Annotated in this window: 15 protein-coding genes and 1 tRNA gene; 8 read left to right on the forward strand and 8 right to left on the reverse strand. The window is 67.1% G+C overall.

What is annotated here, in order from left to right:
* The first annotated feature begins 1 nt into the window (after nucleotide 1).
* Entirely contained in the window at nucleotides 2-724 is a 723-nt protein-coding gene (locus tag AAIL68_RS04820) for an SDR family oxidoreductase (RefSeq protein ID WP_347138427.1), read from the forward strand.
* Nucleotides 725-984: 260 nt separating this feature from the next.
* On the opposite strand, the gene AAIL68_RS04825 is transcribed toward AAIL68_RS04820, so the two are convergent.
* The 4 genes from AAIL68_RS04825 to AAIL68_RS04840 form a co-directional block, all read right to left on the reverse strand.
* A complete protein-coding gene (locus AAIL68_RS04825; RefSeq protein ID WP_347138428.1) occupies nucleotides 985-1,779 on the reverse strand; it encodes a DUF2189 domain-containing protein in 795 nt (264 codons plus the stop codon).
* A 68-nt stretch (nucleotides 1,780-1,847) separates the two neighbouring features.
* Nucleotides 1,848-2,342 carry a pantetheine-phosphate adenylyltransferase gene (coaD, locus tag AAIL68_RS04830; protein WP_347138429.1) on the reverse strand — a complete coding sequence of 165 codons (495 nt, stop codon included), beginning with the start codon at nucleotides 2,340-2,342 and terminating at the stop codon, nucleotides 1,848-1,850.
* A 75-nt stretch (nucleotides 2,343-2,417) separates the two neighbouring features.
* Complete coding sequence (locus AAIL68_RS04835; RefSeq protein WP_347138430.1) at nucleotides 2,418-2,879, reverse strand: CBS domain-containing protein; 462 nt, start codon at nucleotides 2,877-2,879, stop codon at nucleotides 2,418-2,420.
* A gap of 57 nt (nucleotides 2,880-2,936) precedes the next feature.
* Complete coding sequence (locus tag AAIL68_RS04840) at nucleotides 2,937-3,848, reverse strand: LysR family transcriptional regulator (protein WP_347138431.1); 912 nt, start codon at nucleotides 3,846-3,848, stop codon at nucleotides 2,937-2,939.
* 96 nt (nucleotides 3,849-3,944) lie between these two features.
* Between AAIL68_RS04840 and AAIL68_RS04845 the strand changes: the two genes are divergently transcribed.
* Nucleotides 3,945-5,444 (forward strand): CoA-acylating methylmalonate-semialdehyde dehydrogenase, encoded by a 1,500-nt coding sequence (locus AAIL68_RS04845; RefSeq protein WP_347138432.1) that lies wholly within the window; start codon nucleotides 3,945-3,947, stop codon nucleotides 5,442-5,444.
* A gap of 51 nt (nucleotides 5,445-5,495) precedes the next feature.
* On the opposite strand, the gene AAIL68_RS04850 is transcribed toward AAIL68_RS04845, so the two are convergent.
* Both AAIL68_RS04850 and AAIL68_RS04855 read right to left on the reverse strand, forming a co-directional pair.
* A complete protein-coding gene (locus tag AAIL68_RS04850; RefSeq protein ID WP_347138433.1) occupies nucleotides 5,496-6,068 on the reverse strand; it encodes a VPLPA-CTERM sorting domain-containing protein in 573 nt (190 codons plus the stop codon).
* A 56-nt stretch (nucleotides 6,069-6,124) separates the two neighbouring features.
* Nucleotides 6,125-6,364, reverse strand: a complete 240-nt coding sequence (locus AAIL68_RS04855) for a hypothetical protein (RefSeq protein WP_347138434.1) — start codon at nucleotides 6,362-6,364, stop codon at nucleotides 6,125-6,127.
* A 10-nt stretch (nucleotides 6,365-6,374) separates the two neighbouring features.
* Here AAIL68_RS04855 and AAIL68_RS04860 point away from each other — a divergent pair, with 10 nt between their 5' ends.
* The 5 genes from AAIL68_RS04860 to AAIL68_RS04880 all read left to right on the forward strand — a co-directional run bounded on the left by AAIL68_RS04860 (nucleotide 6,375) and on the right by AAIL68_RS04880 (nucleotide 11,000).
* Nucleotides 6,375-7,505, forward strand: a complete 1,131-nt coding sequence (locus AAIL68_RS04860) for a carboxylate-amine ligase (protein ID WP_347138435.1) — start codon at nucleotides 6,375-6,377, stop codon at nucleotides 7,503-7,505.
* Nucleotides 7,506-7,582: 77 nt separating this feature from the next.
* Entirely contained in the window at nucleotides 7,583-8,728 is a 1,146-nt protein-coding gene (locus AAIL68_RS04865; protein ID WP_347138436.1) for an acyl-CoA dehydrogenase family protein, read from the forward strand.
* 2 nt (nucleotides 8,729-8,730) lie between these two features.
* On the forward strand, nucleotides 8,731-9,738 hold the full coding sequence (locus AAIL68_RS04870; protein WP_347138437.1) for a 3-hydroxyisobutyryl-CoA hydrolase: 1,008 nt from the start codon (nucleotides 8,731-8,733) through the stop codon (nucleotides 9,736-9,738).
* Nucleotides 9,735-10,601, forward strand: a complete 867-nt coding sequence (gene mmsB / locus AAIL68_RS04875; RefSeq protein ID WP_347138438.1) for a 3-hydroxyisobutyrate dehydrogenase — start codon at nucleotides 9,735-9,737, stop codon at nucleotides 10,599-10,601. The genes AAIL68_RS04870 and mmsB overlap by 4 nt, the downstream gene beginning before the upstream one ends.
* Before the next feature lie 87 nt (nucleotides 10,602-10,688).
* Complete coding sequence (locus tag AAIL68_RS04880; RefSeq protein ID WP_347138439.1) at nucleotides 10,689-11,000, forward strand: hypothetical protein; 312 nt, start codon at nucleotides 10,689-10,691, stop codon at nucleotides 10,998-11,000.
* Nucleotides 11,001-11,017: 17 nt separating this feature from the next.
* On the opposite strand, the gene AAIL68_RS04885 is transcribed toward AAIL68_RS04880, so the two are convergent.
* Together AAIL68_RS04885 and AAIL68_RS04890 are read right to left on the reverse strand one after the other, a co-directional pair.
* Nucleotides 11,018-11,091: transfer RNA gene (locus AAIL68_RS04885), tRNA-Gly, on the reverse strand.
* Nucleotides 11,092-11,132: 41 nt separating this feature from the next.
* The gene (locus tag AAIL68_RS04890; protein ID WP_347138440.1) at nucleotides 11,133-11,585 is read right to left on the reverse strand and encodes a nucleoside deaminase; all 453 of its coding nucleotides are present in this window, start codon (nucleotides 11,583-11,585) and stop codon (nucleotides 11,133-11,135) included.
* Nucleotides 11,586-11,694: 109 nt separating this feature from the next.
* Here AAIL68_RS04890 and AAIL68_RS04895 point away from each other — a divergent pair, with 109 nt between their 5' ends.
* On the forward strand, nucleotides 11,695-13,338 hold the full coding sequence (locus AAIL68_RS04895) for a pseudouridine synthase (protein WP_347138441.1): 1,644 nt from the start codon (nucleotides 11,695-11,697) through the stop codon (nucleotides 13,336-13,338).
* Nucleotides 13,339-13,351 lie beyond the last annotated feature (13 nt).

Genomic DNA, 13,351 nt, shown 5'->3' on the forward strand with positions numbered 1-13,351 from the left:
CATGGAAAAGGCGCGATCCATCATCATCACCGGCGCGGGCAGCGGCATCGGGCGGGCCACCGCGCGCCGCTTCCTGGCGGCGGGCTGGCGGGTCGCGCTTCTGGGCCGCAAGGCGGATGCGCTGCGGGAAACCGCAGGCGGCGCCCCGGCGCTGATCCTGCCCTGCGACGTGACGGATGAATCCCCCGTGGACGCAGCCTTCGACCGCTGCCACGCAGAATGGGGGCGGCTGGACGTGCTGTTCAACAATGCCGGGCGCGGCGCGGATCCGGCCACGCCCGACACCATGGACCCCGGCACCTTCCGCGACGTGGTCGCGGTCAATGTCACGGGCATGTTCCTGTGCGCCCGCGCGGCCTTCCGGCTGATGCGCGCGCAAGACCCGCAGGGTGGGCGGATCATCAACAACGGATCCATTTCCGCCCATGCGCCGCGTCCGGGATCGGTCGCCTATACCACCTCGAAACACGCGGTGACGGGGCTGACCAAGGCGCTGTCGCTGGACGGGCGGCCCTTCGGCATCGCCTGCGGGCAGATCGACATCGGCAATGCCGCGACCGAGTTGCTGACCCAGGTCAGCACCAATGCGCCGGACGCGGAACCGCTGATGAACGTGGCGGTGGTGGCCGATGCCGTGCTGCACATGGCGGGCCTGCCCCAAGGCGCGAATGTGCAGTTCATGACCGTGATGGCCACCAACATGCCCTTCATCGGGCGGGGTTAGAGCCAATCGACATTCAGCGACACAGGAAATTCCCCACACGGGCGGGATCAGGAAACGCATGCGTTTCCCCCGTCCGCGTGTGACGGTGCCATCAGAGACGGTGCCATTCCACGACCCCGGTAGGCCGGCGCCCGCCGGGAGCGGGGCGGGCGCTGGCCAGGCCTTGGGGCCCGGCGGCTTAGATGGCACTGGCAGCGCCTGGCGAAGGCGATGGCCTTCGCCAATCGAAATGGAACGCCGGAATTGACTGTCGATCCATCCTAGCCCGCCATCACCCGGCGATAGATGTGCCAGCTTGCGTGCCCCAGCACCGGCAGCACCACCAGCAGCCCCAGGAAGCCCGGCACGATGGCCACGAACAGCCAGATCGCGATCAGCGCCGCCCAGACGGCCATGACGCCCAGGTTCTCGGCCACCGCCTGGCAGGAGGTGATGATGGCGGTGATGAAATCGACCTCGCGGTCCAGCAACAGGGGCAGGCCCACGACGGTAAAGCTGAACAGCACGGCGGCGAAACCCGCGCCGATCATCGTGCCCAGCACCAGCATGACAAGGCCCCGGCCCTGCAGCAGCACCTCGGCCGAGGTGGTGATGTGGGTCAGCGCCGACACGCCCATGAACAGCGCAAAGACCGTGTGCGCGACAAAGACCCAGAACATGAACAGCAGCAGGATCACCATCGCCATCGACGGGATCTGGCGCTGGCGCTGTTCGAAGACCACGCGCAGGATGCGGCTCGTGTCCAGGGGCTCGCCCGATTCAATCCGGCGGCTGACCTCGTAAAGCCCGACGGCGGCGAAGGGGGCGATCAGCGGGAAGCCCAGGATGAAGGGGATCAGCCACCAGTCCTGTCCCGATGCGAAGGCGACCGAGGCCAGGGCCCAGCCGCCCAGAACATAGAAGGCCGAAAAGGCCAGGCCAAAGACCGGCGCGCGGCGGAAATCGCGCCAGCCCAGGGTCAGCGCGTCGGACAGGTCCGACAGCTTGATGTGGCCGGGATCAGGCAGTTCGTCAGGCAGGGTGCGGTCGCGCGCGGGCAGGTCGGATCGGGTCAAGCATCCCTCCGGTCAAAGGTTTGGCGCGTTCAGGGGAATGCTAGCAGCCGCGCGGATCGCCGCAAGCCTTATCCGCGATAACGGCTTTCCAAGGCCTGCTGGACCGAGGGGGTCACGAATTTGGACACGTCGCCGCCAAGCCGCGCGATTTCCTTGACCAGCTTGGATGCGATGGCCTGCCGCCGGGCGTCGGCCATCATGAACACCGTCTCGATGCTGGCATCCAGCGCGCGGTTCATGCCGACCATCTGGAACTCGTATTCGAAATCGGCGACCGCGCGCAGGCCGCGCACGATCACGGATGCGCCCACGTCGCGGGCGCAGTCGATCAGCAGGTTCTCGAACGGGTGGACGACGATCTCGCCCCCGGTGCGGCTGGCGATCTGGTCGCATTCGGCCTGCACCATCGCCACCCGTTCCTCAAGATCGAACAAGGGCTTCTTGTCGCGGTTGATGGCGACGCCGATGACAAGGCGGTCCACCAGCGCCATGGCGCGCTGGATGATATCGACATGGCCCAGCGTGATCGGATCGAAAGTGCCGGGATAAAGACCGATGCGCATCAACGGCGTCCTTGTGCTTGCCTGCCGTGCAGGAAAAACCGATTGCTGCCGGAATTGCAAGCAATTGCGGGGCCTTCAGGCGCCCATGATCATCCCGGTCAGGGCTTCCTTCTCGGCAGCCAGTTCCTTCAGCCGCCCGCTGACCGCGTCGCCGATGGACACCACGCCCAGCATGTTGCCGTCGCCATCGACCACCGGCAGGTGACGGAAGCGGCCCTGCGTCATCCGCTCCAGGATGACCATCGCGTCGTCGCCCATGGTGCAGGTCTGGACGTTGCGGGTCATCACCTCGGCGATGGGGGTGGACAGCACGTCGGGGCCATGCGCGCCAAGCTGGCGGACGATGTCGCGTTCCGACAGGATGCCTTGGGGCTTCCTGCCGTCATCGGACACGACCACGGCGCCGATCCGCTTTTCGGACAGCATCCTTGCCGCCTCGGCCAGGGTCGCTTCAGGACGGATGGTCACGATCGTCTGCGCCTCGATCCCCGGCTTGCCCGAGGTGGATTTCATCGACAGCATCTGGTTGACAAGCATCGGGCGTCCTCCTGGGGGCTTTTGCAACCCCCATCATTTTCAGCAAATCGTCATGCGTCAAGTGCGACGAAGGCTTGGCGCGGCAAGCTGCGATTCCAGCCGCGCGACCTCGGCCCGCAGCCCTTGCGCCAGCAGGTCGGCCAGCAGCGACAAGCGCCGTGACGCGCGGTCGTCGGCATGGCGGATCAGCCAGAAGCTGCGCTTCAAGGCGATGCGGTCAGGCAGAACCAGTTCCACCCCCGGCGCGAAGGGGATGGCGAAGTCGTGGACGATCCCCACCCCCGCCCCCGCCCGGATCGCCTGCATCTGCACCGAGACCGAGTTCGACGTGATCGCCGCCGACTGCACCCCCGTTTCGGACAGGTAATCCAGTTCCCGGTCGAAGATCATGTCGGGGATATAGCCGATCATCCGGTGGCCCCGCAGATCCGACAGGTCGCGGATCGGCGGGGCGGCGCGCAGGTAATCTTCATGCGCGGCCAGGTGCAGGTGATAATCCGTCAGCCGCTGCACCGTCAGCCGTCCCGTGTCGGGAGGCGAGACAGCCACGGCCATATCGGCTTCCCGCTTGGTCAGGTTCACCACGCGCGGCAGGGCGACGATCTGGATCTCCAGCCCCGGATGGGCGGCGCACATGTCGCGCGCCACCTGCGGCAGCAGGTAATTCGCGCAACCGTCCGGCGCGCCGATGCGCAACTGGCCGGTCAGCCCGGCCTCGTGACGCAGGGCCTCGGATGCGGCATTGGCGCCTTGCTCGGCGGCCTCGGCGGGGGCGACCAGGCGCGCCCCCTCGGCCGTCAGGGCATATCCCTGCGGGGTCTTGGCGAACAGCGCGGCGCCCACAGCACTTTCCAGCCGCGCGATCCGCCGCCCGATGGTGGAGGCGTCCATGCCCAGCCTGCGCCCGGCCCCTGACAGGCTTTCCGCCCGCGCGACCGCCAGAAAGATGCGCAGATCGTCCCAATCCATGTGCAGCCTTTGCATTACTGCAAAACGTCTTTGCCACCCTTCCTCTTTATCCGGCAAATCCGCAAGGCTAGGGTTCGCGCAACCAAGGAGGATGCGATGAAAGAGATTCACCACTGGATCGACGGCAAGGAATACAAGGGCAGCTCGAGCCGTTTCAGCGATGTCTTCAACCCCGCCACGGGCGAGGTTCAGGCGAAGCTGTCGCTGGCCACCAAGGCCGAGCTTGACCACGCCGTGGAACGCGCCGCGAGTGCCCAGGTGAAATGGGGTGCCACCAACCCGCAACGCCGCGCCCGCGTGATGATGGAGTTCGTGCGCCTCATCAACCGCGACATGGACAAGATGGCCGAGGTGCTGTCCAGCGAACACGGCAAGACCTTCCCCGACGCCAAGGGCGACATCCAGCGCGGGCTGGAGGTGATCGAGTTCTGCATCGGCGCCCCCCATCTGCTGAAGGGCGAATTCACCGACAGCGCCGGCCCCGGCATCGACATGTATTCCATGCGCCAGCCGCTGGGCGTGGTCGCGGGCATCACCCCCTTCAACTTCCCCGCGATGATCCCGCTGTGGAAGATGGGCCCCGCGCTTGCCGCCGGGAACGCGATGATCCTGAAGCCTTCGGAACGCGACCCGTCGGTGCCGCTGATGCTGGCCGCGCTGCTGCAGGAAGCGGGGCTTCCCGATGGCGTGCTGCAGGTCGTCAACGGCGACAAGGACAGCGTGGACGCGATCCTGGACAACCCGACCATTCAGGCGGTGGGCTTTGTCGGATCGACCCCGATCGCGCAGTACATCTATGAACGCGCGGCGGCGACCGGCAAGCGGGCGCAGTGCTTCGGCGGCGCCAAGAACCACATGATCATCATGCCGGATGCCGATCTGGACCAAGCCGCCGACGCGCTTGTCGGCGCGGGCTATGGCGCGGCGGGCGAACGCTGCATGGCGATTTCCGTGGCCGTTCCCGTGGGCGAAAAGACCGCCGACGCGCTGATCGAACGCCTGATCCCCCGGATCGAGAAGCTGAAGGTCGGACCTTATACGGCGGGCAATGACGTGGATTACGGCCCGGTCGTGACCAAGGCCGCGAAGGAGAACATCCTGCGGCTGGTCCAGTCGGGCATCGACCAGGGCGCGGAACTGGTCTTGGATGGCCGCGACTTCAACCTGCAGGGCTATGAAAACGGCTTCTTCGTCGGCCCGCACCTCTTCGACCGCGTGACCCCCGACATGGACATCTACAAGACCGAGATCTTCGGCCCGGTCCTGTCCACCGTCCGCGCCGGATCGTATGAGGAAGCCATCGGCCTGGCGATGAGCCATGAATACGGCAACGGCACCGCGATCTATACCCGCGACGGCGACACCGCGCGCGATTTCGCCAACCGCATCAATATCGGCATGGTGGGCGTCAACGTGCCGATCCCGGTTCCGCTGGCCTATCACACCTTTGGCGGCTGGAAGAAATCGGGCTTTGGCGACCTGAACCAGCATGGTCCCGACGCCTTCCGCTTCTACACGCGGACCAAGACGGTGACGGCCCGCTGGCCGTCGGGCATCAAGGAAGGCGGGGAATTCAACTTCCGCGCCATGGACTGAAACAACGAAGGGCGGGGTCGAAACCCCGCCCTTTCTTGTCTTTCCCGCCGGTCAGACCTGCTTGCGGCGGCGCACCAGGGCGAAACCGCCAAGGCCCGCGATCAGCAGGACGCCCGCGGCAGGCAGCGGCACCGGCGCCACGTCCAGATCGTCAAAGCGCAGGTTGCCCCTGGCACGCCCGGTCCCCTCGGCGCCCAGCGACAGGTCCACGATCTTCAGGAAGTTGATATGTTCGAAGATCGCGTTGTCCGCCAGATTGGCCACATAGCCCTCGTTCACCTGGACAAGCGCCGAATCGAGCATGTCGCCCAGGGCAAAGGTCATCGACCCCTTGTCCGTCACCAGCTTGAAGGGGCTTGCCGTCGAAATGATGCTGAACCAGAGGCTCTTGAGATGGAAGGCGCCGCCATCGACCCGCTTCATCGTCGTGTCGCGAAAGGCGTTTTCGGCGCCACAGGGCTTGCTGGCCTTGTTTGCACAGGACGCCCGGAACACGCGGAGCTTGTCAAAGACAAAGCCATCCTCGACATAGTTGGTGTGGGTGCCAAGCGTGGCCTGGTCGAAATCGATGACAGCAGCCGATGCGGCAAAGGCAGGCAGGATCATCATGGCGGCAAACGCCATTTTCCGAAGTATTTTAATCGTACACTCAAATCGTTAACAACACCTGAACAATGACTTTATGAATTCGGTTGCCAAAAAGAAGCTTTTTGTTTCGGTAGCCGCAGCGTTAAGCAATTGATTTTCCCGCAACAGTTGCAAAGCCTGATTGCCCGGATGATTGCAGGCGAAAGGGCTGTTTGACTTTCATGGCAAAAACATGACTGTTGCATAAAATCCGCACCTTTCGGAAATTCGGCGCCTGGCCGCCCGGCGCTGCGCGGGCCTGCGGTGTTCATGTCACTGCGGTAGATCAGCATCAGGAAATCCATGTCCGAAGACCCCGATTTCACCCTTGGCATCGAAGAAGAATACCTGCTTGTCGATCCCGCAACGGGCGATCTTGCCCCTGCCCCCGACGTCCTGATGGCCGAATGCAAGGCGGCCCTGGGCGACGCCTTCAGCCCCGAATTCCTGCGCTGCCAGGTCGAGGTCGGAACGACGGTTTCCGCCACCATCGCGGATGCGCGCGGGCATCTGGCGCATCTGCGCCGCACGGTGGCACAGGTCGCGGGAAACCATGGGCTGGCGCCCATCTCGGCCTCGTGCCACCCGTTCGCGGACTGGCGCGAACAGCACCACACCGACAAGGACCGCTACAACCAGTTGTCGCGCGACATGGGGGCGGTGTCGCGGCGGATGCTGATCTGCGGGATGCATGTCCATGTGGGCATCGACGATCCCGCGCTGCGCATCGACCTGATGAACCAGATGACCTATTTCCTGCCGCATCTGCTGGCGCTGTCGGCATCGAGCCCGTTCTGGCAGGGCGGCGACACGGGGCTTGCGTCCTATCGCACCACCGTCTTCGGCGGGATGCCCCGGACCGGCCTTCCCCCGCAATTCGGCAGTTGGGACGATTTCGACCGATCCGTCCGCGCGCTGACCGACGTGGGGGTGATCGAGGACAGTTCCAAGATCTGGTGGGATCTGCGCCCCTCGTCCCGGTTCCCGACGCTGGAGACGCGGGTCTGCGACGCCTCGCCCCGACTGGACGACACGATCACGCTGGCCGCGCTGATCCAGGCGACAGTGCGGATGCTGTGGCGCCTGTCGCGCCGGAACCAGCGGTGGCGGCAATACGACAGCTTCCTGATCGCCGAGAACCGCTGGCGCGCCACCCGCCATGGCATGGCCGAGGGGATGATCGACTTTGGCGCGGGGCGGATCATCCCCTTCGCGGAGGCGGTCGAGGACTGGCTGGCGCTGATCGCCACGGATGCCGACGCCCTGGGCAGCCAGCCCCAGGTCGCGCGCACCCGCGACATCGTGGCCGAAGGGGGTTCCGCCGCCCGCCAGCGTGCCGTCCTGTCGCGCGCCATCGCCGCGGGCGCCACGCAGGACGAGGCGATGCGCGAACTGGTCCGGCATCTGGTGGGGGAATTCCACCGGGATCTGTGACCCGGCTTGCCAAGACGCCGCACACAGGGCAATGAAACGCATGTTCAATTCGCGATCGTCCGGGGAGGGATGAGGGCATGGACTTTGCCTTGACCGAGGAACAGGGGGCCATCGTCGATCTGGCGCGCGACTTCGGCCAGGACCGCATCGCCCCCCATGCCCGGCAGTGGGAGGCCTGTGGCACCATCCCGCGCGATCTGTGGGCAGACGTGGCGGCGCTTGGCTTTGGCGGGCTGTACGTGGCCGAGGAATACGGCGGGTCCGCCCTGTCGCGGCTGGACGGAACGCTGGTCTTCGAAGCGCTGGCGATGGCCTGCCCCTCGGTCGCGGCCTTCCTGTCGATCCACAACATGTGCGGCGGAATGATCGACAAGTTCGGCTCCGCCGATGCCAAGGCGCGCTGGCTGCCGGGCCTGTGCAGCATGGAAACGGTCTTCAGCTATGCCCTGACCGAACCCGGCAGCGGATCGGACGCAGCCAGCCTGCGCACGCGGGCCGAACGGACCGACGGCGGCTGGCGGCTGAATGGCACCAAGGCCTTCATTTCCGGCGGGGGCTATTCGGACGCCTATATCGCCATGGTCCGCACCGGGGGCGAAGGCCCCAAGGGCATCAGCGCGGTGATCGTGCCGGACGGCACCCCCGGCCTTTCGTTCGGCGCGCCCGAGGACAAGATGGGCTGGCGCGCCCAACCCACCGCGCAGGTCCAGTTCGACGACTGCGACATTCCGGCGGGCAACCTGCTGGGCCAGGAAGGGCGCGGCTTTGCCTATGCCATGGCGGGCCTGGACGGCGGGCGGCTGAACATCGCGGCGACCGCGCTTGGCGGCGCGCAGGCGGCGCTGGATGCGACGCTGGCCTATATGGGCGAACGCCGCGCCTTCGGCCAAAGCCTCGACCAGTTCCAGGCGCTGCAATTCCGCCTGGCCGAGATGGAAACGGCGCTGCAATCGGCGCGCGTCTTCCTGCGCCAGGCGGCGTGGAAGCTTGACACCGGCGCGCCCGATGCCACCAAGTTCTGCGCCATGGCCAAGCTGCACGTCACCGACCGCGCCTTCGAGGTGGCGAATGGCTGCCTGCAACTGCATGGCGGCTATGGTTATCTGGCCGATTACGGGATCGAGAAGATCGTGCGCGACCTGCGCGTCCACCAGATCCTGGAAGGCACGAACGAGATCATGCGCCTGATCGTCGCGCGCGCGATGCTGGCCGAACGGGGGTAGAATTGGACGACCTGAACATCCGCAAGACCGGCCGCGCCGGGCGCATCACCTTCACGCGGGCCCGCGCGCTGAACGCGCTGAGCCACGAGATGGCCCTGGCGATCCAGGACACGCTGGACGCCTGGCGCGACGACCCGCAGGTTGAATTGGTCATCATCGACGCCGAGGGCGAACGCGCCTTTTGCGCGGGCGGCGACATCGCGGCGGTCTATCGCGCCGGGCTTGCGGGCGATCACGCCCTGGGGCAGCGATTCTTCGCGGACGAATACCGCATGAACGCGACCATCGCCGATTATCCGAAGCCCATCGTGGCCTTCATGCAGGGCTTCGTGATGGGCGGCGGCGTGGGCGTGGGCGGTCATGCCAGCCACCGCATCGTGGGCGACACGACCCAGATCGCCATGCCCGAATCCGGCATCGGCCTGATCCCCGACGTGGGCGGCACCTGGCTTCTGTCCCGCGCGCCGGGCCGGATCGGCGAATACCTGGCGCTGACCGGCGCGCGGATGGGCGCGGGCGATGCGATCCACGCGGGCTTTGCCGACACCTATCTGCCGGAAAGCGAATGGCCCGACCTGATCGCCCGGCTGGAGGCCACGGGCAACCTGTCCCTGATCGAAGGCCAGGATCCCCCCACCGCTCCCCTGAAGACCAGCGACCTGTCGGCCTTTGCCCAGGAGACGGTGGCCGACATCATCGACGCCCTGGAACAGGCGGGAGACGCGCAGACCCTGAAGATCCTGGCAGGCAATTCGCCCCTGTCGATGGCGGCGGGTCTGGTGATGGTGCGCGCCGCGCGGAACGACGCGCGGATGCAGGAGTCGCTTGCCCGCGAATACCGCTTCACCCATCGCGCCACCGAAGCCACCGACTTCCTGGAAGGGGTGCGCGCCCAGATCATCGACAAGGACCGCAAGCCCAGATGGATGGCCGATGCCAGCCCTGACAACGTGGCGGCCCTGCTGGCGCCGCTTGGGATGCATGAACTGAACTTGGGGGAGATGGCATGAAGATCGCATTCATCGGGCTTGGCAACATGGGCGCGCCGATGGCGCTGAACCTTGCGCGCGCCGGGCACCAGGTCACGGGGTTTGATACCGCCGCGCGGCCCGAGGGCCTGACCCTGGCCGACAGCGCGGCAGCGGCGGCGTCGGATGCGGACGTGGTCATCACCATGCTGCCCAACGGGCAAATCCTGCGCGCGGTGGCCGATCAGGTGATCCCGGCCATGAAGGCCGGCGCCGTCTTCTGCGACTGCTCCACCGTCGATGTGGACAGCGCCCGCGCGGTGGCCCAGCAGGCGCAGGCGACGGGGCTGGGGGCGCTTGACGCGCCTGTCTCGGGCGGGATCGGGGGGGCGCAGGCCGGGACGCTGACCTTCATGGTGGGCGGATCGGACGATGCCTTCGCGGCGGTCCGGCCGCTGTTCGACATCATGGGCCAGAAGGCCGTCCATTGCGGCGCGTCGGGCGCGGGCCAGGCTGCCAAGATCTGCAACAACATGATCCTGGGCGTGACCATGATCGCCACCTGCGAGGCCTTCGCGCTTGCCGACAAGCTGGGCCTGGACCGCGCGAAGATGTTCGACGTGGTCTCCACCTCCTCGGGCTATAGCTGGTCCATGAACGCCTATTGCCCCGCCCCCGGCGTGGGGCCGAAATCGCCCGCCGACAACGATTACAAGCCCGGCTTCGCGGCCGAGCTGATGCTGAAGGATCTGGACCTGTCGCAGGCCGCCGCGTCCTCGGCCGGGGCGCAAACGCCGATGGGCGCCCTGGCGCAGCAGCTTTACCGCGAGTTCGTCGAGCATGAGGACGGGCGGGGCCGCGACTTTTCGGCAATGTTGCCACGCTTCGTCGAAAAAAACGGCTGAACGCGCGGGAACTTTCGCGGATCGGGGAACCCACGTCTGGACCCTTGGGTTTTCCCGGCATAACCGACAACGCCGAATGAGACGACCATGACCCTCCAGCCAGCCGTGATCGCGACCGCCCTTGCGGCCGCCATCGTGATCGCGCTTTCAGGCGATTACGACCTGCAAGCGCAAGGCACGCCCCAAGGCGAGGTCAAGGTCAAGGTGCGCAAGCTGACGCCGGGCGATGTTCTTGACGCCAAGGACGTGGATTTCATCGAACGGCCCGGCTTCTATGGCCTGGGCTCCGATCTGCGCGGCAGCCGCTATGCCATCATTGACGGTTATCTGGTCCGCGTGGACCCCGACAGCCTGCAGGTGCAGTCGGTGCTGCGCAGCAACGTCCGCTCGATCGACTGATCTTTCAGGAAAATGGTTGGAGCGGGTGATGGGAATCGAACCCACGTATTCAGCTTGGAAGGCTGCTGCTCTACCATTGAGCTACACCCGCATGGGCGGTGGTATAGACAAGGCGTGCGCGCTGCGCAACCGTCATCGACGGGTTTGAAAGAACCCCTGCAGCAGCGCCCGCGCCTGATCCGCGCCAAGCCCGTCATAAACCTGCGGGCGGTGATGGCATTGCGGATGGTCAAAGACCCGCGCGCCATGTTCCACCCCGCCCATCCGCACGTCGCTGGCCCCGTAATACAGCCGCCCGATCCGCGCGGCGGAGATGGCGGCGGCGCACATCGGGCACGGCTCCAGCGTGACCCACAGGTCATGGCCGGGCAGGCGTTCGGACGCGGCCAAGCGGCAAGCCTCGCGGATCGCCAGGATCTCGGCATGGGCCGTCGGGTCCGACAGTTCGCGCGTGCGGTTGCCCGCCGCCGCCACGACGCGCCCGTCCGGGGCCACGACCACCGCGCCCACCGGCACCTCGCCCCGAAGGGCGGCGGCCCTTGCCTCGGCCAGGGCCAGCGCCATATGTGAGGTAAAGCGGCTCATCCGCCGCTTGTCGCAAGGGTGCGGCCTTCGTGCAAGCAGCCCTTTCCACCACCCCGCGCACCCGCTAGAAGCGCGGCTTTGCCACCGCAGCGATGCGCAGGAGATCGCCATGACCGAAGACACCACCCCCGCCCCCGAACAGACCCCCGCCCAGACCCCCGACCGCATCGCCAAGGTGATGGCCCGCGCGGGCGTCGCCAGCAGGCGGGATGCGGAACGCATGATCCTGGAAGGCCGGGTGACGGTGAACGGGAAAAAGATCGACAGCCCCGCGCTTGACGTGCTGCCGACCGACCGCATCACCGTGGACGGCAAGAAGCTGGACGAGCCGCAGGAAACGCGGCTGTGGCTGTATTACAAGCCGGTCGGGCTGGTGACCTCCGAATCCGACGAGAAGGGCCGCCAGACGGTGTTCGACGCCCTGCCCCGCGACCTGCCCCGCGTGATGACGGTCGGGCGGCTGGACCTTACGTCCGAAGGGCTGCTGCTGCTGACCAACGATGGCGAATTGAAGCGGCGGCTGGAACTGCCCTCGACCGGCTGGCTGCGCCGGTATCGCGTGCGGGTGAACGGCACGCCCAGCGACATGACCTTTGCCCCCCTGCGCCGTGGCGCGACCATCGACGGCGAGGAATTCGCCCCGATGGAAATCAAGCTGGACAGCCAGCAGGGTGCGAACGCCTGGCTGACCGTCGGCATCCGCGAGGGCCGGAACCGCGAGATCCGCCGCGCCATGGCCCATGTGGGCCTTCAGGTAAACCGGCTGATCCGCATCGGTTACGGTCCCTTCAAGCTGACGGGCATGGAGAAGAACGAGGTGGTCGAGGTCAAGCGCCGCGTGTTGCGCGACCAGCTTGGCGGGCTGCTGACGGGCGAGGAAACCGCCCCCAAGGAGCGCGAGATGCGTCCCCGTGGCGCGGAAGGCCCGCGTGGCCCGCGCCGCGAGGAAGGCGACGCCCCGCGCCGCAGCTTCCGCTCCGCCGGCGGAGAGGAAGGCGAAAGCCGCTTTGCCCGCAAGCCTTCCGGCCCGCGCGGCGACGGGGACCGCCCTGCCCGGTCTTGGGGCGACAAGCCCGGCAAGCCGCGCTTTGCCCGCGAAGATGACCGGCCGCGTTTTGGCGGCAAGCCCGGCGCAAGGGAGGATGGCGACCGCCCCGCGCGGCCCTGGTCCGGCAAGCCCCGCGCGGAAGGGTTCGAGGATCGCCCCCGCTTCGGCAAGCCCGCGCGCGACGGCCAGGGGGACAACTGGCGGCGCGACGGCGACAAGCCGGGCTTCAAGGCGCGCGGCGAAGGCCGCCCGGACGGCGACCGTCCCTTCAAGCCCCGCCGCGACAGCGACCGGCCAGAAGGCGAACGCGGCTTCAAGCCGCGGGGCGAGGGCAAGCCGGGCGGTGATCGTGGCTTCAACAAAGGCAAGCCGGGTTTCGGACCGCGCAGCGAAGGCCGCACTGATGGCGACCGCCCCTTCAAGCCCCGCCGCGACGGCGACCGGCCAGAGGGAGAGCGGGGCTTCAAGCCGCGTGGCGACAGCAAGCCGGGTTTCGGGCCGCGCGACGGCAAGCCTGCGGGCGAACGCGGCTTCAAGCCCAGGGGCGAGGGAAAGCCCGGCGGTGATCGGAAGTTCGGAAAGCCGGGCGGGCCGAAACCGGCGCGCGGCGGTTCGGGTGACGGCGGCGCCCGGTTCACCGACAAGCCGCGCGGGCGTCCTGGCGGCAAACCGGGCGGCAGGTCTGGGGGCAAGCCGCGCGGGTGATCCCCGCCCGCCT

The sequence above is a fragment of the Paracoccus sp. SSK6 genome, from assembly GCF_039770665.1.
In the GTDB taxonomy this organism is placed as follows: domain Bacteria; phylum Pseudomonadota; class Alphaproteobacteria; order Rhodobacterales; family Rhodobacteraceae; genus Paracoccus.